Consider the following 19,049-nt stretch of genomic DNA (forward strand, 5'->3'; position numbering starts at 1 on the left):
ATGGCATTTCTGCCACCCTATTTTTTCTCAGATATCCATTTATGAAAAGTCGGTCTTGACACCCCCAACACACTTGCAGCTCTGCGCTCAGACAATTCACCATTTTCCCATCGATGGCGTACTACTTCGAAGTCTGGCGGCTTGGCTATTGCCTTTCTTCCAAATTGCACCCCTCTTGCTTTTGCCGCTGCAATTCCTTCGACAGTTCGTTGTATATTCAATTCTCGTTCCGTTTGCGCGACATATGAAAAGATTTGGATAACCAGATTTGAAATAAGCTTTCCTGTAAGATTATTTCCATACCGGTTTCGTGTGTCCAGCAATGGCAAATCTAGGACTACTAAGGCAACTTCCTTTTGTCGCATGATAATATCCAACTGTTCAATCATCTCATCGTAATTCCGCCCCAGCCTATCTAGACTCTTTACCACCAGTGTATCGCCCTGCTTTAATCGTCCCATCAAATCATGATAAGCTGGCCGGTCAAAATCTTTGCCACTTTGCTTGTCAGCAAACACGCACTCTCGAGGAACACCAAACTTATCCATGGCTATCCACTGGCGCTCATCATTCTGGGCCGTAGTCGACACTCGAATATAGCCGTATATATTGTTTTGCATAAAAAAACCTCCCGAGAAAATAATCTTATCGGTAACCACCGCACCAATTATTTTCTCGGGAGGTTTTCTTTTCCTTCAAAGTCCCTTTGTTTCCCTCAACACCTAACTTCCAAAAACTACTCGTTCATCAACCTATCCACCGCCTCGGCCAGCGTCTTGCCAATGGGGGCACGGATAACGAGTTCTGCCTGTGCATCAGCTTTCGTTTCCGTCTTATTAATAAGCACCAGATGTTTCCCGCGAAAGTAGTCAATCATCCCAGCTGCCGGATATACCACCAGCGAAGTACCGCCGACAATCAAGGTATCGGCTGCGCTTATGGCCCGCAGTGCCTTTTGCACCACCGCATCGTCAAGGGCCTCTTCGTAGAGGACTACTCCCGGACGCACCACGCCGCCGCATTCCATGCAGTGCGGAATGGGTTGGTTCTTTTCCTGCAGGGCATATTTCATCGGATAGGTTTTGCTACAGTCCATGCAATACCACTGCAGGCTTGAACCATGCAATTCGCAGACGTTCTTGGAACCTGCCATTTGATGCAGGCCATCGATGTTCTGCGTGACTACGGCCTTGAGGATACCCTGCTGTTCTAATCTTACCAATGCCTTGTGCCCAGCATTGGGCGTTGCATTCAAAAACATCATGCGCTGGCGGTAAAAAGCAAAGAATTCTTCCGGATGCTTGACCAGAAAACTATGTGATGCCATCTCCTCAGGGCGGAACCTGCGATGCAAGTTTTGGTTATAAATCCCATCGGCACTGCGGAAATCCGGAATCCCCGACTCCGTTGACATGCCCGCCCCGCCGAAGAACACTGCCCGCGTGCTGTCTTTGAGGATTTTTGCCAGTGTATCGATCTTGCTCTCCATTCGGCACCTCCTGACCTCTCATCATTTCCGCTTTTCTCTTCCATGCTCGGTAATACGCTCGTCCCCCAGCAGCTTCCCGGTAAGAAGAGAAGAACTATCCGCATGAGCCGCAAAACCCTGCTGTGCCCGCTGCGGGCTGGCATTGGCATAGCAATAGCGGCAGCCATGGATACAGGTGTCATACTGTCCGATATCAAAGCTTTCCACGCAGTTGCATAGCGGCCGTTGGCTTTTAGCCTTGGTTTTCTTGAGTGGCTTTCCCGTGATGCGCTCGATGAGCGCACCATCAAGGCAGGCACCATGGCCGATGCCATAGGCGGCAAGGTCGATGGCCTCCGAACAAGTCTGCAGCGCAACGCCGCTTCCTTTCGCAAGGCCTGCCAGCCCTGCCGCTATTTCCCGCATTTCCGCTTCTGACAGTTCATGCAGCTTGAGTCCCTGGGTATTCTTCTTTGTCTTGGTATAGAGGTCGATGAAGCTGATGACGCACCGCTCGCTATAAGGTGCCAGCTTCGCCAGCGTCTGGGCAAACCAGTCAAAATGTCTCTCGCTGGTATAATCCTCATTTACCAGAATGGGGTCATACCGCCAAACCACACGCTCCCGTCCCCAGCGCCTCGATAGCTCCTGCATGGCCCTGACGATATCTTCCTTGGGGCGGATATTCCCCTCAACATCCGTATCGTAGGGCGTGAGCGAAACCTGCACATAGCAGGGATACGCACGGAGCACCTCTAAGTTTTCCAGCATCCGTGTGGGGTCCTTGGTCCAGAACACTATGCAGTCCACGCATCCGGGCTGCAGCGATATGCGGCTCACCTGCTTGCGGTTGAAGGGATTCACGACATCCACATAGCCTTCTTGAAGCCGCCCGCAAAACCAATCCCAATAAAAAGCGGGGATATCCGTCCGGCGGCTGGCACTTATAATCATCGCACACCCTCAATCATCATTCTCCCGCCCATCAGTAAATCTCCCCATCGTAGACCAATTTGGTCCGCGCATCGAACAGTACCCAGAGGATTTCCGCAAAGGCCTGCGGGTGTCCGGCCACGAATTCCCGGACGGTCCGCACAGCAATCGCGGCCGCCTGCTGGACCGGATACGAATAGACCCCCGTGGATATCGAAGGAAACGCCACACTATGGATACCATGCTCCATGGCCAGTGCCAACGAGTGGCGATAACAATCCGCCAATAGCTTTTCCTCGCCCTGGCTGCCGCCATGCCAGACGGGACCGACCGTATGGATGACATAATCGCAAGGGAGCTGGTAGGCCTTCGTGATTTTTGCCTGCCCGGTCTTGCAGCCATGAAGTGTCCGGCACTCAGCCAAGAGCTCCGGCCCTGCAGCCCTATGTATCGCACCATCGACGCCACCACCGCCCAGCAGACTTTCATTGGCAGCATTGACGATTGCCTCGGCATAATGCTTGGCAGTAATATCGCCCAGCTCTGTCCTTATCCTTGTCATAACGCCTACCTCCTCACATTTCCCTTCCGGCTTTCTCAACCCCACAAGGTTCTTATCTGCGCCAGCAGCTCTTCTTCCTCGGCATAACGATGGATATGGAACCTTTCATTTCCCGCCAACATCGCCGACAGCTGCGCCGCCTGCGGGCGATAGAAGATATGGACCTCCTTGTCATGAGCCTCCGCATAGGCCAGCTCATAGCCCACCCCCAGCGATACCTGCGTGCATTCAGCCACTACCACATCACATTCCCTGAGCCAGGCCGTATCCTGCTCATAGATGGCCTTATCGCCTTTATCTTCCACCGTGGACAGACTCAAGTCCCCCACATGCTCCGTGAGCACCTGATGTTTTTCCTTCAGGACGGCTATAACCTTGCGGTAAAGCTCCGCATCCTGTCGGCCGCCACGGATAGAACCAGCAAAATATATCTTCATCTTCAACCCTCAATTCCTGCTAACCGAATGACTAATTTTGACTACTTTCATTATAGCAGTTATCGGCTGCCGTTCAAGAATACCCTTTCCCACTCCGGTTCCTTGAATCCCGTGAGGATCTTCGCCCCTGCTATGACCAGCGGCCGTTTTACCAGCATACCATCAGAGGCCAACAGCTTGAACTGCTCTGCCTCCGGCATCGCCGGCAGCTTCTTGGCCAACTCCAGCTGGCGGTACAACTGCCCGCTGGTATTGAAGAACCGTTTCAGCGGCAGCCCGCTCTGCTCATGATACCTGCGCAGGTCTTCTTCCGAGGGATGATCCGCCTTGATATCCACCAACTCATACGCCACCTTATGTGCATCCAGCCACTTCAACGCTTTCTTACAGGTCGAGCATTTGCTATAACAATATACTTTATTCATGATAATCCCTCCTCCCATATTCTTCGTGTTCGATAGTCCATATCCTTTATTTCCCATAAAAAAACAAGAGCGCTTACCTCTCTCTGCAGCTCACTCTTGTCTTACTCGTTATATATTTCTACCCACCAATTAAAAACTGGCGGCTTTCATGAGCCTCTTCATGAAAGCCGCCAGCCATCGAATCCACTCGATGTTTTAGCCTACCGCTTTGATGCGATAACTTGTCGTATACAATTCACTGAAATAACGGTTGCCTACCGCCGAATGATTCTTCTCTACTCTCCACTTGATGACCTGATTTTTTGCATTCGGTTTAAAGACGACAATATAGCTGCGTTTCTCATTTGGCGGAACAAAATTTGTCTTGCCGTAAACACTACGCGACGAAAGCACTTTTCCCGTCGAACGGTCAACAAAAATCATTGTTCCATTGGCTGCCTTTCCCTTGGTGTCTTTAAACGTGACAATAAAAGCAGGCATCTTGGAATAACTCAGCTTCGAATTACTCGGCGCCTGCACGTCTATCCGGCAGGCATTCGAACCATTGGTACTGCCATTAGCCGAACTAGCCGCAAAACACACTGACCCTACCATCATGACCAAAAAAGCAACCAACACGGATAAACATTTTCTCATACCATCCTACCTCCTTGTTACGAAATAAAAACAAATCATTATCTAAAAGATACCATAGAAAGGAAACTTAGTCAATACGTTTTCAGAATATTTACTCTTTAGCCGCCGAAATATCCCAGTTTCTCTGATACACTCCTATTGTTCTTTTTGCATTCCAGGATACGCTTGTACAGATTCTTGTAATATTCCTTATAGAATTGTTTTAGAGGACTCTGCTGGATGGCTTCAAGGGCGCGTTCCAACTCCAAATCGGAATACTGATAGGGATGATGCATAGCATCTACGGCTCGATGTAAGTCTTTCATAATATGTGCTTCCTCCTCAAAGAAATATACACGCTTCCCAGCTTTTGATTTTCCCTGCGAATCGCCAAAATTCCTGCTTGTCCCTAATTTTTTTGCACCATTCCCCTCAGATACGGAAAAACAGCAACAGATAAAGTATGTCCGATCTCACATCTGGCATACCTTATGTGGATTGAGAATATTATTCGGATCAAAGACCTGCTTGATGCCCCGCATCAGCACCAGGCTCGCTTCCGGCAGGGATTCCTTCAGATAGGGGCGCTTTACCAGGCCGATGCCATGCTCTCCCGATACCTGTCCCTGCAGCTCCCGCGCCTTGGCATACATGCGCTTCATCGCCAGCCGCATGAGCTCCCGCCACTTTTCATCGGACAGGTCATCCCGCAGGATATAGACATGGAGATTGCCATCTCCCGCATGGCCGAAGGACTTGATGCGGATGCCGATATCTTGGCGCAGCTGATGGACAAATTCCACAAAGTCGTTGACCCGGCTGCGGGGCACTACCACATCCACTTCATCCATCATGCTGGTCGACGCCTTGATGGCTTCCAGGAAGGCACCGCGCGTTTTCCAGACCGGCGCACTGCGTTCCTCGGTATCGGCGATAAGTATGTCGATGGCTCCCTGATCCAGGCAAATCTGCGCGGTATCGTCATAGTACGAGGCAATTTCCTCCATGGTATTGCCATCAAATTTCAACAAGAGATACGCATCGGCCTGATTATCCGGGAACTTGCGGCCCAAGAACTCCTCCGCATCGAGTATTACTTCACGCTCCATGAACTCGATGGCCGTAGGCACCGATTTGGACTTGATAATGAGCGGCACGGTGCCGATGGCCTGCTCCAGTGTGGGAAAAGGCACGAGCAGGCTCACATTCTTTTTCGGCAATGGCAAAAGTTTTAATATCGCCTTGGTCACGAAAGCCAGCGTCCCCTCCGAGCCGATAATCATATCCTTCAAATCGTAGCCCGAGCTATTCTTTACCACCTTGCCGCCCAGCTGCAGAACCGTTCCATCGGCCAGCACGACTTCCAATCCCCGCACGTAGTCGCGGGTCACGCCGTATTTTACTGCCGTCATGCCCCCTGCATTGGTGCTGATATTGCCACCGATAGTCGCCGATTTCTCGCCAGGATCTGGCGGATAGTAAAAGCCGCGCTCTTCCACGTAACTTCGCAGTTCCATAAGCAACAGCCCCGGCTCTACCGTGAGCGTCAGATTCTCCTCATCAAGCTCCAATACATGATTCATCAGCGTCGTATCAATCATCAGGCCGCGTTCCACCGCGACTGCTGCACCCACCAGCCCTGTGCCTGCCCCGCGCGGCGTAACCGCAATATGATGTTCATTGGCATAAGCCATAAGCTTTGACACTTCTTCGGTAGAAACCACACGCGCGACCAGCGAGGGATAGACACGTTCACTCGTCAGCTCATCATGGCTGTATTCCTCGTTGATTTCGTCCCCAAAGAGCAGCCGCTCTCTGTCTACAAAACCAGCCAACACCGCTAAATCTGCTTCGGTTACCTGATTATATTCCATCATGCCTGCGCCCTCCCTTGCTGAATATTCGCGATAAGCTGAGGAATGATTTCATACAGATCGCCTACCACCGCGAAATTGGCTACCTTGAAAATCGGCGCTTTTACATCGCTGTTGATGGCCAAAATCTCCTCTGCATGTTCCATTCCGGCCACAAATTGAATGGCCCCCGAAACGCCACAGGTAATGATTAATTTAGGCCGGACCGTGCGCCCTGACAAGCCAATCTGCCGCCGTGGATCCATCCAGCCATTTTCAATCAACGGCCGCGTACAGGCAAAGTCACCGCCCAAGGCATCTGCCAAATCATAAACCAGCGATAAATCCTCTTTTTTCTTGATGCCGCGTCCGGCCACTACGAGCACATCCGCCTGCTCGATGCTCTTTTCCTTGGGCTTTTTCGTAATGCCCAACACACGGATCCGCGAGGCCAGTGCTTTACCGTCTATGCCGAGTGTCTCAATCGTACCCTGTGCTTTTTCACTGCGCTGCGGTGCATCCATAATCTTATAGCGGACCGTCGCCATCTGCGGGCGATTGTTGGGCGTTAAGATTTCTGCCATGATATTGCCACCAAAGGCTGGACGGATTTGCACGAGATCGGTATTCTCGCGGATATCAAGCACCGTACAGTCCGCGGTCAGGCCCGTACGAAAACGTGCCGCTACCCTCGGTGCGAGCTGCCGTCCTACCGGCGTTGCCCCGACCAGAATCGCCGCAGGTTTTACCTGCCGGATAAACGTTTCAAACACCTTGGCATAAGATTCCATATTGAATTTTGCCAGTTCCGGCTTATCACAGACAAAAATCCTATCAGCACCATAATGGCGAAGTTCCTCAGCCGCAGCACCGATATTTTCTCCCATGAACAAGGCCAGGACTTCCTGCTGAATCTTAGCCGCCAGCTCCCGCGCCTTACCCAAAAGCTCATACGATACCGGATGCACCCGGCCATCAACGTGATCGATATAGACAGCCACCCCCTGCCATTTGCTCTTATCGATCTGGGCCTGCTGTTCTTCCTCCTCGAATGTAACAGCACCACCGCCCTTTTTCACACAGAGCTTGCACAGCCGGCAGGCAGCCGTGATTTCCACATTCCCTCCTTGCTCCTGCATGGCACCAAAGGGACAGATAGCGACCAATGCCTTGATATCCTGAATCTTCTCGGGATGAATGACTAGTTTTCCCATAGTGTGCCTCCTAGACGATAAACTTCTGCTGTTTCAAAAGCTGATACAAACGTTCCGCAAGTTCCTGTCCATCTCCCTGCCACTTTTCCTGAGCCTTATGTACCTCCGGCGGGAAAATCCGTTGTACCTGCGTGGGCGAGCCACTCAGCCCGTAATGCTTTTCATCGGTATCGTCCATATCAGTCAACGTATATGTCTCAATCGGTCGCTCACAAGTCGCCTTGGCTTTTTTATACGATGGCAGCCGCGGCTCATAAATATCTTTTTGCACCGTTAACAGACAAGGAAACGCCACTTGCAAATCTTCCATATCTTCCGACATTTCCATCACTACATGGATGGACTTATCCTGAACTTCTTTGATTTGCCGCACATTGCAGACACAGGGAATATCCAACTGCTCCGAAAGCTCCGGGCCAACCTGCGCCGTATCGCCATCCGTAGTTTGCAGCCCGCAGAGAATCAAATCAAAAGCGCCAAACCGCTTGATGCCCTGCGACAAGGTATAGCTCGTCGCCAGCACATCAGCGCCGCCAAACTTGCGATCTGTGATAAGCGCGCCACGATCAGCGCCCATCGCAAAGGCTTCGTATAGTATCGCTTTTGCCTGTGGCGGCCCCATGGTCAGCACATCCACCGTACCGCCATACTGCTCGCGCAGGCGCAGCCCTGTTTCCAGTGCATAAAGGTCATACGGATTGAGCTTCGCATCGGCACTATTGCGTTTCAACACGCCTGTCACCGGATCTACCTCCACCTTGTTCGACCCCGGAACTTGTTTGATACAAACCAAGATATTCATCAAAATCCCCCCTCCTCCGGCGAATGCTTTCTGATTGATTCTCGATTTATCTCGATTTCTCCTGCATTTACCCCTGATTTTATCTTCCTGCACGCCCAAAATCCTTGTTTCCGAGCACAGGCCTGTCACCCCCCCCAGCGATCTGCCAGGACAAACCGCTGCTTACAGACTGGGCATGTCACAGTAGCGAGCATATGATAATACCGATTTGCTTCTTCCCTATACCCAGCATACTCTAACATCGTTCCCAACACTACAAACAATGCCCTCGCTTCTGCCTTGCTTATTTCTGCGAACTGCTTTATTGCCAGCAAGCCATTATCCCCCAGCCTGCAATTGATCAATGCTAGCAACGCATCCAAATCAAAACCGAGCCCCCTTGCCCCCTCTCTTACTTCTCCAACTTCATCGATAAAAAAAATTTCGCTAGCAGCTTTTACAAGCCCACTAACGAAATCTCTTTTTTATCAATGAAACAAATTCGCTATCACACTCAGCACAATGCTGATGATAATACAAGTCACCACAGGAAAATAGAAAGAACCATGTTCGCCCGTGATACTGATATCACCGGGCAGTTTTCCCAGCGGCAGGAATTTACCGCCAAAATGAAGGATTCCTCCGACCACGACCAGCAATATCCCCATGCCAATAAGCATTTTCCCCAGATCACTCATTTAACCAACCTCTTTTCTGCCGCAGCTTTTCATCATGCCGCTCCCAAAAATTCGTATCCTGTGCCAGTGCCTTGGCAAATACATCCCTTTGCAGCATCTGCTGTATTTTCAGCGTGGCATCATTACAGAAACGCAAATAGCTGAGCGCTAAAAAATCTTCTTTCGCATAAACGATACTAGCTTCATCTGCCGTATCAAAAGGCATCCCCTCAACCATTTCCTGATAAGGTTCTTCCTCAGATCCCCCATCATGGGGAAAGAAAGGACTCATCGTCACAAAGACATCTTCGCCATCACCACACTCCAGCCACTCGGCCTGAATATCATAACAAACATCGCAAATGCGAATCTGCCCATAATACTCCCCACCCGGCAAAATCTCCTGCCAAGCGTCCCGCAACCGTGCCTGCAAATCAGCAAAATCCGTAGCTGAAAAATGCTGCCAAATTAACTCGTACGACATTTCTTCACCTTATTTATCCAATGTATTGTATGCCTTTTTTATAATTTGAGCCATCAACAATCTTCGCTGCCGTAAAAACTCAGGATAAGCAAGCTGCTCAAAATTCTCTGGTAAAGCATTCTGAGCACACGCAATCTTATATCCAGCCTCTCCCAACTTTTCTCGATAACGTTCTACATATTCTGCGGGAGGTGCATCAGATATATCTATATTTGTAGCATAATCAAGATAAGTAAAGTTTGCTATCTGATTTCTATCACGATTATTGTCATATCCTATTGACTCAAGGTAGTGCTTCGGGAAAATATGATGTTTATCTATGGAGTTCTTATCCCCACTCGTTCCAAGTACAAAATACTGCGACAAAGGCGCCGTACTAAATAACATTGGAGTTCCCAACACATTAATAGCGGCAATGTACCCATACCAAGCAGGTGATGTTGCTGATGAACTGTTCAATTCAGCAGGCAAAGAATATGCAAAATAATCGTCCGTGAAACGATTCCTTATAACAGTATTTAAATACGCTACAAACTCACCTGCATTATGTATATCGCGCAAGTCGGCAAATTGTTTTTCCACTTCCGACTCAGTTGAACCTGTATAAAATCCTGTAATTGTAGCCATAAAAATCCATTTGCGAATTATTTTTTGCAAATCTACTGATGGGACTTTGTAATCATATTTACCAACTAAATATAGCACATAACTAAATACTACAGCAGCCGATGAAGCCACAATATTTCTTTTTAAATATCCTGCTGAAGCAAACAAATTCATGAACGCATGCCAATTATTCAAGTTCGTTACTAATTCAAGTGATTTTTTGAAAATCTCAAGATTATCTTCTCTAACACTTTTTGTAATCTCACCAGTCTTAAGGTTTTTACCACGAAGTAACATATATGCATAACGCAGACGCGCTCTTCTAAAGCCTACCCCCACGGCCATACGAATAAGATGTGAAGGATCCACCTGAATAATCTGATTAAAGGATGTCCCATTGGCTGGTATTCTTGACTCTGCACAAAACTTATTGATTTTATCATGCACTTCATTATCGTATACCGCAATAAGCGTCTCTATGAAATTTTTCTCCGTAAGATTCTGTCCACCAGAATTTACACGAACAAAAATATCTGCCACTGCTTCCTCATCTGCCCTTGCATTAATTTTCAAGGTTGGTAAAGAATAGATGCCAAGATTAAGTAAATCATTGATGTTTTCCTCTATTAAGTCTTCCTCATTCTCAGTAAGGGCCGGCTCCTCATTCTTCGCACGAGATTCATTGAGCATTTTTATATAGGCTTTTCTCAATTTAGAAATATTATGTTCCTGATCGGCTACAAAAATACTACTTATCTCACTAATCCACTCAGAATTACGTTCATAGGCCTGTGTCCACACAGCAAACTCTCGCGTTAAAGGATTAAACGAAATCCGAATCTTCCGCTCTTTGTAATTTTTATCCTTGATCGTTACACCATACATAGCAGCCAACAATGCTGTCAACCGTTGCTGGCCATCAATTACCAAATCATCAGGCTGTTTGTACACTTTATCATTTTTACCGATATACCCCGTATTTTCATAATCATCAGGAGATGCCCAAAGCATGATATAGCCAATGGGATAACCTTTCAACATCGAATCCAACAGTTCACGAACCTTGTTGTCTTTCCAAACAAACGGCCGTTGTAAATCTGGTAAACCAATACGTCCGTTTTTTACATCTGACAACAAATCAGCCACCTTACTTGGAATGTTATCAAATAATTCTTTTCCCATCATTTTCACCTCTTGTAAAATGCCCTGCATTACACTCCGACGCATGCCCCTATATAATCAATCCTCACCTAACACACATCTTCTACACAACTTACTTTATCAACAATTCAATATTTTCCCTTATTAACTATTTTCATTATAAAAAAGTTAACAAAAGAAAGCAAATACACCAGTAACAAAAACTACTGCAATAAATTATTTGTAAAATCTAGTGAAGTTGCACTTAATACACATCTGCCCCCACGCAACTGTCAACTAAATCCTCTAATTACAACTATAAATACCATTTTATATAAAAAACAGCTAACTAATACCCTTTAACCAGTATCAGTCAGCTATTTTCTAACCTAGCTAATCATGTGTTATTTTTTTCTTTGTCAGCAAACATACGCTCTCGACATGCGAAGTGCACGGGAACATGTCCACGGGCTGGACTTTTTCGGCTTGGTAGCCGAGTTCGTCGAGGATGGCGATGTCGCGGGCGAGGCTGGCGGGGTTGCAGGAGACGTAGACGATGCGGTATGGTTTCATGCTGGCAAAGGTCTCCAGCACCGTCGGCGTACAGCCGGCACGCGGCGGGTCGACGACTACGACGTCAGCCCTTACGCCCTGCTTATAAAGCCGCGGCATGACCTGGGTCGCATCGCCGACGATGAATTCGGCGTTGCGCACGTTGTTGTCCCGGGCATTTTTCTGCGCATCGAGGATAGCTGGTTTGACGATTTCGATGCCGATGACGCTTCTGGCCTTCTGGGCGAGGAACAAGGTTATCGTTCCCGTGCCGCAGTAGGCGTCGATGACCGTCTCCTGACCGGTCAAGTTGGCAAATTCCAAGGCCTTGTTGTAGAGCACTTCCGCCTGGGCGGTGTTGACCTGGAAGAAGGAGCGCGGCGAGATATGGAAGTTCAGGCGGCCGATGCCATCCTGGATGGTGGGACGGCCCCAGAGGAGTTTCGTGTCGCGCCCCATGATGACGTTATTGTGATAGGTCTGGATATTCTGATGGACACTGACGACCTTCGGCAATTTGGCGCGCAGCATCTTGACGAATTCTTTTTCCCGCGGCATAGTCTTCGTGGCCGTTACGATGACGACCATAATGTCGCCCTTTTTGCCTACGCGGCCAACGACGTGGCGCAGGACGCCTGTATGCTTGTCCTCATTGTAAACGGGGATGTTGAGTTTCGTGACGATTTCACGCACGGCATTGACCACTTCGTTGTTGCCGTCTTTCTGGATATGGCAGTCAGTGGTATCGATGATTTCGTGGCTACCCTGGGCGAAGCAGCCGATGATGGTCTTGCCCTTCTCCCGGCCGATGGGGAACTGCATCTTGTTGCGGTAGTTCCACGGCGTTGCCGCGCCGATTGTCTGCTCCACGAAAAGATCCGGCTGTTTGCCGATGCGCGTGACAGCGTCGATGACCTGCTGGCGTTTGGCCTTGAGCTGGGCCATATAGTCAAGGTGCTGCAGCTGGCAGCCGCCGCATTTGTCATAGATGCTGCAGATAGGCTCGACGCGGTCGGCGCTCTTGGTGAGGATTTCTTTCACCTGGCCCTTGGCATAGGTCTTTTTGACCTCGTCAATGACAGCGATGACCTTCTCCCCGGGCAGAGCATACGGCACAAAGACCGTAAAGTCCTGATAGCGGCCTACGCCTTCGCCGCTCGTACCGAGCGTCTTGATTTCAATCTCGTATGATTTTCCTTTTTCGACGGGAACTTGTTTTCTCATTACGATGGTTTCCGTTACTGAAAACTTACAAAAAGCTATAAATTTCATAAGAAAAGCTAACTTTTACGTTTCATTCCTCGTTCTTTCCTCGAAAGAGGTATTTCGCGTCCGCTTTTACCGTTCCGAAGAACAGACTACTCACGTTTGATGTAACGCTCCAGAGGCTTGAATTCCCGACTAACGAATCGGTACATATCTGCATTGACTTGTTGGTGTCAGCTTGCAGATTTGGATAGCTCCTCTTCTCCATAGCGTTTGAGATTCAATGCCGCCTGAAAATCACGGTCTATCACATTGCCACAATGCGGGCAGGTATATGTCCTGTTAGACAGTTTCAGGTCTTTATTTACATATCCGCACTCGACGCAGGTTTTGGAGCTTGGAAACCAGCGGTCAGCAATAACCACGGGAATTCTTGCCCAATGTGCCTTGTATTCAATCTGCCTGCGGAATTCATAAAAATTCTGTTCCTGAACTTTTTCAGACAGGTGCTTATTCTTCATCATGCCCTGCACATTCAGATCTTCAAGGCATATAAACCTTGGCTTTCGGTTTATAATCGTTCTCGTCGCCTGATGTACATAATTGGCTCTGATGTCAGCCAGCCTGTGATTGATTCGTAAAAGTCGTTTTTCGCTTTTTATAAGGTTGCTTGTTTTGCAGTAACGCTCTCCTTTCTTGTTCATCTGGTATTTTCGCGATACCTGACGCTGCAACCTGCGTCTTTTCTTTTTGAGTTTCCTTATTGTATGAGACTTATTGATATTTTTGACTACTGTAGAGTCCGAGATTATCGCTAAGTCTTTGATACCTAAATCAATGCCGACACCTTCTGTGCAGGAACGTCCCGGCTGTTTACGAATGAAGTTTAATCCTCGCATTGGCTTTAGCGTATAAGAAGTTCTGATTCCTACGGAAAGCCACCAGTTTTCACCGTCAAAGCTTATCCGTGGTTGGGTGTATCTTCCCTTTACAGGTATTTTCCCCTTTTCAGCAAGCCTTATCCAGTTGAGTCGTTGACGATTCTTTTTTCTGCTGCCAGCGATATTTTCCAGCTTAACATGCGTAGCTGTGAACTGGATTTTTACATTGTCCTGATAGAAACGAAAGTCGCCATTCTTTTTGCTGCGAAACTTAGGGTGCCCGTTCATGTCATAGACGGTCGGTTTCCTGTCAATGCGAGTAAAATGTGCCAGCTTCTTGGGTGAATATTTGACATACCCTTTCTGCCTCTGCCTGCGAAAGAAGTTCTTGTACGCTATGCACAAATCCTTGATAGCCTGCTTGGTTACATTGTTGGATATGCCTAGAAGCCACATGTTTTCTTCAGAATTACGAAGAACGGTGAACTCCTTGCGAAGGTCATAATTACTTTGAAGTTTTCTGCCTTCTCTGAAATTATCCATCTGCTTATCTAAAGCCCAATTATAGGCAAACCTCGAAGCTCCCGCAAACTGAAACAGTTTCATTTTCTGTTTGTTGTTCGGCAACAGCCGTATCCTGACCGACTTTATCATCTGAATCACCACCCACTAATTCCTGAATCATCTTCTTCGCCTTGGGTCTTGTAACCCCTTCTTCTTGTAATTGATTCCAGAACCAACTTCAATGATTATTTCAAAGGGCTGCCCCTGTGCGTATAGATATGTTCTCAGATTTTCTACCTGTCGCTCAAGGTCATCTTTTTGCTTGGGACTTGATACTCTGCAATAGCCGATAACTTTTTAGGAGCCGTTTGAATGCCCGTCACAGCATTTAATTGGTCTTCTGAGTAATATCTGTAGCCGTTTGACGAAGTGTGATGCGGATGGAGTTTTCCGCTCCTGTCCCAATTTCTCAGGGTTTGCGGAATGACTCCGATGATTTTAGCAAACTTGTTGATAGTATAGTATTCCAAGTTCATCACCTCAATACTATTGCATCAATAAGTTGTAATATAATCAAGAATATTTTATAACTATTTATAACTTTATTTCATCTGTTAAAAGCCTCTTTCTTTCAATCCTGCTTAAAATTCCAGCTTTGCAAAAAGCTCCATTGGGGTATCCAATAGCACTTTGGCGCCGGTTTCCACGAGCTCCTTCCGCGGACGGAAGCCCCAAGTTACGCCAACGGGCAAAAAGCCTGCGTTGCGAGCGGTCTCCATATCAACGCTCGTATCGCCGAAGTAGGCGACCTCCACTGGCTTGACGCCCATCTTGTCCGCAATTGCGAGCACCTTTTGCGGATCTGGCTTGCGTGGCAAGCCCGGGCGATCGCCGATGATTTCCACAAAGGTATGCTTTGCCAAAAGTTTTTGGCAGACTTCGTCCGCCGCCGACTGATGCTTATTGGTACATATTCCCAGCGGAATGTTTTTTTCCTGCAACGTCTGGAGCATTTCCGCAATGCCGGCATAACACTTTGTCTTGTGCGTCAAGTTTTTGTCATAGCAGGCCTTATAGCGTGCCAACGCTTCATCGACAAAGGAAGAATCCTTGGCTTTGTCCTGCGGCAGGCAGCGCTCGATAAGCTTGCGCGAGCCATTGCCGACAAAATAACGGTATTCCTCAATGGTATGCGCGGGAAACCCGTAGCTTGCCAGCATTTCATTGGCACTGTCGCCTAAATCTGCCAGCGAATCAATAAGCGTGCCGTCCAAATCAAAGATTGCTGCTTTATACTTCATGGTATCGCCTCTTTTTCTCAGTCCACCAATGCCATCTTAGCCGTCCCCTCGGCGGTAACCGTGCCATCCGCCAGGGCAATCGTCGCCTTCATGTTGACAAAGCTGCCGCGGCGCGATTCTTCCCAGCCCGTAATCACGAGCTGCTCCCCCACCGGCGTCGGTTTACGATAGCGCACATCAAGCCGCGCCGTTACCGCCTTTTCCCCGGCCGAATAGAGATAGCCGCCCATAGCTTCGTCCAGCATCGTCGTGACAATACCGCCATGCACGACTCCTTCATAGCTCTGATATTCGTGCGGCAGGGTCTTTTCGGCCACATACTTTTCCTCGGCAAAATGGAAATCGAGATGCAAACCGATGGGATTATCCGGGCCGCAGGCAAAGCAATAGGTTTCTCCTGGCAATTTTTCTTTCAAGCTTGGCATGGTGTTCTCCTTTCTAAAATAGAATACGCCTTCCCCGCAGGGAAGGCTGATATTCCAAGTTATGTCAGTTCAGTTTCTCGGCCAGCAGTTTGTTGACCATCTGCGGGTTGGCTTTGCCCTTCGAGGCCTTCATGACCTGACCGACAAGCGCGCCGATGGCTTTCTTGTTGCCGCCCTTGTAGTCGTCAACAGCCTTCTGGTTATTGGCGATAACTTCATCGACAATGCCTTCGATGGCTTTCGTATCGGTAATCTGTACGAGGCCCTTGTCCTTGACGATTTTTTCCGGGCTGTCCGGATTCGTCCACATTTCCTTGAAGACTTTCTTCGCAATCTTACCGGAAATCGTATCTTTCATGATCAGCTGAATCATTTCGCCCAGGCGTTTCGCGTCAACCGGGGATTTGCTGATGTCGATACCAGCGGCGTTGAGTTCCTTGGAAAGGTCGCCCATAATCCAGTTAGCGGCCAGTTTCGGGTCAGCGCCCTCAGCGATGACAGCATCGAAATACTCAGCCATTGCACGTGAGCTCGTGATGATGCCGGCATCGTAATCCGACAAGCCGTATTCGCTCTCGAGACGGGCACGGCGGGCATCCGGGAGCTCCGGCAGCTCGCTGCGGTACTTCTCGATGGTCTCCTCGCTCGTGACGATTGGCGGCAGGTCCGGCTCCGGCATATAGCGGTAGTCATGCGCATTTTCCTTGCTGCGCATGGAAAGCGTGATGCCGCGAGCTGGGTCAAACGTACGGGTTTCCTGTACGATATGTCCGCCATCCTCGAGAACCTCTTCCTGACGCTCAATCTCGTAGTTGATAGCATCTTCGAGGTTCTTGAAGGAGTTGATGTTTTTCATCTCCGTACGGGTGCCGAGCTCCTTGGAGCCGACCGGACGCAGGGAAACGTTGATGTCAGCACGCAGGTTGCCCTCCTCCATGCGGCAGTTGGAAACATCGATGTACTCCATGATGGATTTGATTTTCTCCATGTAGGCACGCGCTTCTTCCGCCGAGCTCATATCCGGCTCGGAGACAATCTCGAGGAGAGGTACACCGGTACGGTTGTAGTCAACGTTTGACGAGGACGAATCCTTGATGGTCGTTCCCGAGTGAACGAGCTTGCCCGCATCTTCCTCCATGTGGATACGCGTCAGGCGGATGCGTTTTTTCTTGCCCTCGACATCGATATCGACCCAGCCATGCTCAGCAATCGGCAGGTCGTACTGAGACGTCTGCCAGTTTTTCGGCAGGTCCGGATAGTAGTAGTTCTTGCGATCAAACTTGCTGTACTTGTTGATTTCGCAGTTCGTAGCAAGACCAGCCTTGATACCGAATTCTACGACGCGCTTGTTGATGGTCGGCAGTACGCCTGGCATGCCAAGGCAGACCGGGCAGACATGAGTATTCTGATCCGCACCGAAGGTCGTGGCACAGCCACAGAAGATTTTCGTATTGGTTTTCAGTTCACAATGTATTTCAAGACCGATTACGGCTTCGTATTTCATCAGTTGTTACCTCCCAGCTTGGCCATCTCGTTGTGGTAGTTCTGGCTCTGCTCATACGTGTAGGCAGCACGGATGATGGTTTCCTCATCGAGCGCCTTGCCGATGATCTGCAGGCCAATCGGCATCCCCTGGCTGCTGTAACCACACGGGATCGACATGCCCGGCAAGCCAGCGAGGTTCAAAGGAACCGTGCAGGCATCCTGCAGGTACATCTGCAGCGGATCCGAAACCATCTCGCCAATCTTGAAGGCCGGCGTCGGTGCCGTCGGTGCCATGATGACATCGACTTTCTGGAAGGCTTCATTGTAGTCCTGCTGTACCAGCGTGCGGACTTTCATAGCTTTGAGGTAGTAGGCATCGTAATAACCAGCCGACAGGGCGTAGTTGCCGATGACAATGCGGCGTTTGACTTCTTCGCCGAATTTTTCCGTACGGGTCTTCGTCATCATGCCGACCAGGTCGTCGCTCTCGACGCGCTCGCCATAGCTTACGCCATCGTAGCGCTGCAGATTCGTAGCCGCCTCAGCCGGTGCAATCAGATAGTAGGCCGAAATGGCATATTTCGTATGCGGCAGGGAAATCTCGACGATTTCTGCGCCCAGCTCTTTGTATTTCTCGATAGCGGCCCGGACGGTCTTTTCAACTTCCGGATCCATGCCATCGACAAAATACTCTTTCGGCAGACCGATTTTCAGGCCTTTGACGTCCTCCACGAGGGCCTTGGTAAAATCGGGAACCTCTGCCTCACTCGACGTGGAGTCCATCTCGTCATGACCGCAGATGATGTTGAGGATATTGGCGCAGTCCGTAACATCGCGCGTCAGCGGGCCAATCTGGTCCAGCGACGAAGCATAGGCAACGAGACCATAGCGGGAAACGCGGCCATAGGTCGGCTTCATGCCGACGACACCGCAGAAGGATGCCGGCTGGCGAATCGACCCACCCGTATCGGAGCCCAACGCCCAGATGGACGTACCAGCGGCAACCGAAGCCGCACTGCCGCCCGAGGAACCACCCGGCACGCAGTCCGTATTCCACGGATTGCAGGTCGGATGATAGGCGGAGTTCTCCGTCGAACCGCCCATGGCGAACTCATCCATGTTGAGTTTGCCGAGGATGACCGGATTCTGCGCCTTGATTTTCGTCATAGCCGTAGCATCATAAGGCGGCACGAAGTTCTCCAGGATTTTCGATGCGCACGTCGTCTTGATACCCTTGGTGCAGATGTTGTCCTTGATTGCGCCCGGAATACCTTCGAGGAAGGAAATCTCCTCACCATTGGCAATCTTTTCGTCGACAGCCTTCGCCTGTGCCAGTGCCTCATCGCGCGTGATGGTGAGGTATGCCTTGACATCGCCCTCGACTTCATCGATGCGTGCCAGGACATCTTCGGTCAGTGCTACGGCCGTAATCTCTTTATTCACGAGCATGTCATGGAGGACATGCGCCGGTTTCTCATATAATCTCACGTTCGTTCCTCC

21 protein-coding genes and 1 pseudogene are annotated in these 19,049 nt (G+C 49.4%); all 22 read right to left on the reverse strand.

What is annotated here, in order from left to right; genetic code table 11:
* Positions 1 to 17: 17 nt before the first annotated feature.
* On the reverse strand, positions 18 to 620 hold the full coding sequence (locus T504_RS0102905) for a recombinase family protein (RefSeq protein ID WP_033169569.1): 603 nt from the start codon (positions 618 to 620) through the stop codon (positions 18 to 20).
* Between the two features lie 116 nt (positions 621 to 736).
* The gene (locus T504_RS0102910) at positions 737 to 1,489 is read right to left on the reverse strand and encodes an NAD-dependent protein deacylase (RefSeq protein ID WP_033169570.1); all 753 of its coding nucleotides are present in this window, start codon (positions 1,487 to 1,489) and stop codon (positions 737 to 739) included.
* Between the two features lie 21 nt (positions 1,490 to 1,510).
* Positions 1,511 to 2,422, reverse strand: coding sequence for a DUF1848 domain-containing protein (locus T504_RS0102915; protein WP_033169571.1), 912 nt, complete (start codon positions 2,420 to 2,422; stop codon positions 1,511 to 1,513).
* A gap of 31 nt (positions 2,423 to 2,453) precedes the next feature.
* Complete coding sequence (locus T504_RS0102920; protein WP_033169572.1) at positions 2,454 to 2,963, reverse strand: O-acetyl-ADP-ribose deacetylase; 510 nt, start codon at positions 2,961 to 2,963, stop codon at positions 2,454 to 2,456.
* Positions 2,964 to 2,998: 35 nt separating this feature from the next.
* Positions 2,999 to 3,400 (reverse strand): nucleoside 2-deoxyribosyltransferase, encoded by a 402-nt coding sequence (locus tag T504_RS0102925; protein ID WP_033169573.1) that lies wholly within the window; start codon positions 3,398 to 3,400, stop codon positions 2,999 to 3,001.
* A gap of 59 nt (positions 3,401 to 3,459) precedes the next feature.
* Positions 3,460 to 3,825, reverse strand: coding sequence for an arsenate reductase family protein (locus T504_RS0102930; protein ID WP_033169574.1), 366 nt, complete (start codon positions 3,823 to 3,825; stop codon positions 3,460 to 3,462).
* Positions 3,826 to 4,020: 195 nt separating this feature from the next.
* Entirely contained in the window at positions 4,021 to 4,461 is a 441-nt protein-coding gene (locus T504_RS0102935; RefSeq protein ID WP_033169575.1) for a hypothetical protein, read from the reverse strand.
* Positions 4,462 to 4,559: 98 nt separating this feature from the next.
* Positions 4,560 to 4,766, reverse strand: coding sequence for a hypothetical protein (locus T504_RS0102940; RefSeq protein ID WP_033169576.1), 207 nt, complete (start codon positions 4,764 to 4,766; stop codon positions 4,560 to 4,562).
* Between the two features lie 147 nt (positions 4,767 to 4,913).
* On the reverse strand, positions 4,914 to 6,317 hold the full coding sequence (locus T504_RS0102945; protein WP_033169577.1) for an FAD-binding oxidoreductase: 1,404 nt from the start codon (positions 6,315 to 6,317) through the stop codon (positions 4,914 to 4,916).
* On the reverse strand, positions 6,314 to 7,507 hold the full coding sequence (locus T504_RS0102950) for an electron transfer flavoprotein subunit alpha/FixB family protein (RefSeq protein WP_033169578.1): 1,194 nt from the start codon (positions 7,505 to 7,507) through the stop codon (positions 6,314 to 6,316). Before T504_RS0102950 ends, T504_RS0102945 begins: the two co-directional genes overlap by 4 nt.
* A gap of 10 nt (positions 7,508 to 7,517) precedes the next feature.
* On the reverse strand, positions 7,518 to 8,309 hold the full coding sequence (locus T504_RS0102955) for an electron transfer flavoprotein subunit beta/FixA family protein (RefSeq protein WP_033169579.1): 792 nt from the start codon (positions 8,307 to 8,309) through the stop codon (positions 7,518 to 7,520).
* A gap of 125 nt (positions 8,310 to 8,434) precedes the next feature.
* Complete coding sequence (locus T504_RS0102960; RefSeq protein WP_033169580.1) at positions 8,435 to 8,671, reverse strand: hypothetical protein; 237 nt, start codon at positions 8,669 to 8,671, stop codon at positions 8,435 to 8,437.
* A gap of 105 nt (positions 8,672 to 8,776) precedes the next feature.
* A complete protein-coding gene (locus T504_RS0102965; protein WP_033169581.1) occupies positions 8,777 to 8,986 on the reverse strand; it encodes a DUF2905 domain-containing protein in 210 nt (69 codons plus the stop codon).
* Positions 8,979 to 9,449 (reverse strand): hypothetical protein, encoded by a 471-nt coding sequence (locus T504_RS0102970; RefSeq protein WP_033169582.1) that lies wholly within the window; start codon positions 9,447 to 9,449, stop codon positions 8,979 to 8,981. The genes T504_RS0102965 and T504_RS0102970 overlap by 8 nt, the downstream gene beginning before the upstream one ends.
* Positions 9,450 to 9,458: 9 nt before the next feature.
* Positions 9,459 to 11,240 carry a GmrSD restriction endonuclease domain-containing protein gene (locus T504_RS0102975; protein WP_197018672.1) on the reverse strand — a complete coding sequence of 594 codons (1,782 nt, stop codon included), beginning with the start codon at positions 11,238 to 11,240 and terminating at the stop codon, positions 9,459 to 9,461.
* Between the two features lie 348 nt (positions 11,241 to 11,588).
* Positions 11,589 to 12,971: a 23S rRNA (uracil(1939)-C(5))-methyltransferase RlmD gene (rlmD, locus tag T504_RS0102980; protein ID WP_033169713.1), complete on the reverse strand. Its 1,383-nt coding sequence runs from the start codon at positions 12,969 to 12,971 to the stop codon at positions 11,589 to 11,591.
* Positions 12,972 to 13,186: 215 nt separating this feature from the next.
* Entirely contained in the window at positions 13,187 to 14,488 is a 1,302-nt protein-coding gene (locus T504_RS0102985; protein ID WP_033169584.1) for an RNA-guided endonuclease InsQ/TnpB family protein, read from the reverse strand.
* A gap of 51 nt (positions 14,489 to 14,539) precedes the next feature.
* Positions 14,540 to 14,868: pseudogene (locus T504_RS14540) on the reverse strand (recombinase family protein); the annotation flags it as partial.
* 111 nt (positions 14,869 to 14,979) lie between these two features.
* Entirely contained in the window at positions 14,980 to 15,639 is a 660-nt protein-coding gene (locus T504_RS0102995) for an HAD family hydrolase (RefSeq protein WP_033169585.1), read from the reverse strand.
* 17 nt (positions 15,640 to 15,656) lie between these two features.
* Entirely contained in the window at positions 15,657 to 16,064 is a 408-nt protein-coding gene (locus T504_RS0103000; RefSeq protein WP_033169586.1) for a PaaI family thioesterase, read from the reverse strand.
* Positions 16,065 to 16,128: 64 nt separating this feature from the next.
* Positions 16,129 to 17,568 (reverse strand): Asp-tRNA(Asn)/Glu-tRNA(Gln) amidotransferase subunit GatB, encoded by a 1,440-nt coding sequence (gatB, locus tag T504_RS0103005; protein WP_033169587.1) that lies wholly within the window; start codon positions 17,566 to 17,568, stop codon positions 16,129 to 16,131.
* On the reverse strand, positions 17,568 to 19,037 hold the full coding sequence (gene gatA / locus T504_RS0103010; protein ID WP_033169588.1) for an Asp-tRNA(Asn)/Glu-tRNA(Gln) amidotransferase subunit GatA: 1,470 nt from the start codon (positions 19,035 to 19,037) through the stop codon (positions 17,568 to 17,570). The genes gatB and gatA overlap by 1 nt, the downstream gene beginning before the upstream one ends.
* Positions 19,038 to 19,049 lie beyond the last annotated feature (12 nt).

The organism is Selenomonas sp. ND2010, from assembly GCF_000702005.1.
Classification (GTDB): domain Bacteria; phylum Bacillota; class Negativicutes; order Selenomonadales; family Selenomonadaceae; genus Selenomonas_A.